The sequence below is a fragment of the Helicobacter equorum genome, from assembly GCF_900198655.1.
Lineage (GTDB): Bacteria > Campylobacterota > Campylobacteria > Campylobacterales > Helicobacteraceae > Helicobacter_F > Helicobacter_F equorum.
In genome coordinates this window covers 1-1,540 of the sequence record NZ_FZPO01000097.1, presented here as the reverse complement: position 1 = coordinate 1,540, position 1,540 = coordinate 1, and the positions used below count along the sequence as shown (strand labels likewise).

The window sequence follows — 1,540 nt, the reverse complement described above, 5'->3', positions numbered from 1 at the left end:
TTAGGAAGATTGCCAAATGTGGAGGAATATTTAAACCTTGTTCCTACCAAGCTTAAAGGCAAAGAAAATAATGTTTATACATACCTAAACTTCGATAAAATCGAAGACTTCAGCCTCTAATTTCAACAAGCAGTAGGCTTTTAGCCTTATTGCTTATATGTTTTTCTCACTTTTACACGATGTATTTTTCTCATAAACTGCTATAACCGTGTGTCCGTAAGTGTTAGGTGGAATTTGTATCCAACGCTTTCCTAAGATTCCAAATTTATTAATAAATTTCCGTAAGATGCCCTTATCAATAAGAGGGGTGGGCAAAAATTTTTTTGCCCACATTATACTTTTGTAGAATTCTCTGTGTTCTGGTTGTATAGGTTCATGATAAAGTTTTATAAGGTGCAAATCAAAAAGCTTTGCAATATAATGAAGGGTTTTGTCGCTGAATCTAGAAATATGGTGTGGGGGCATATTCAATATACCATTGACACAATCATGTAAAAATGAATCTTCACTAGGCACAGCAATAATGAGTTTTGGAGTGTTGTTTAATGTATCCCCCCCCCCTAATTGATTGTAAGCATGTAATTTGTGATTGTAGAAATGTATGTGGATTACTAACATGCTCCAACACCTGAAAACTGCAACTCACATCAAATTTACCACAATGTTCTTTACAATATTCTTCGATAGGAGTATTTTGGATTATAATTCCGCGTTTAGCTGCCATTTCTTTAGCCTGTGTGCTAAATTCTAAACCAATATAATTTTCTTTGCGTGGAATAAACTCCGCAAACGCAGCCTTACCGCAACCTACTTCCAAAACTTTAGAATCTGGGGCGATAAAATCCTTAGCGTAATGATATTCGTGTTTTTCATCAAAATAATACCAAGGTAAAAGATTGAGAGCATTATAAAATGTATCGTTGCCAGTGGGAATGATTCCATTTTCACAAACAAAAAATCTAAGATCACATTCTTGGCAGTGCATATAGAGCAGATCGCTAGAAACGATGTTTGATATATCTATACCAAAATTTTTTTGGTATAACGCGACAAGATCATCTCTTCGAACACGATCTTGAATGATTGTGGTATTGTGGTGACACAAAATACATTGCATGGTTAACTCCTTAAGGTTCATTAATACTTTTTTATTGTATCTCATAAATCTTGAATCTATGATATGTGGGTATGAGGATTAGGATAAAAAAGATTGAAAATTATAGTTTTCATAAATATTTTATGCAATACAGCATAAAATAGTAGAAAATTACATATTTTGGCTGATTGATTGAAAATGAGATACTTTTGGAATCTTGGAATTTAGAATAAATGGAATATGCAAAAAATAAAAATAAAGCGTTACAATGCTTATTGTAAGGGGTTTAAGAGAATCTACAAAGATAAAAACTACTACACTCACCTAAAGAAGATACAATAGTAAAGTTTTGATTGTTTGATTGGTTGCGGAGGAGGGATTTGAACCCCCGACCTTTGGGTTATGAGCCCAACGAGCTACCGGACTGCTCTACCCCGCGACATA

The 1,540-nt window shown here is 34.0% G+C and carries 1 protein-coding gene and 1 tRNA gene; both read right to left on the bottom strand.

Annotated elements, in window-relative coordinates; genetic code table 11:
• Positions 1–508: 508 nt before the first annotated feature.
• Positions 509–1,117 (bottom strand): class I SAM-dependent methyltransferase, encoded by a 609-nt coding sequence (locus tag C6H22_RS08570; RefSeq protein ID WP_233707112.1) that lies wholly within the window; start codon positions 1,115–1,117, stop codon positions 509–511.
• Between the two features lie 341 nt (positions 1,118–1,458).
• Positions 1,459–1,535, bottom strand: a tRNA-Met gene (locus C6H22_RS08565).
• Between the last annotated feature and the right edge of the window lie 5 nt (positions 1,536–1,540).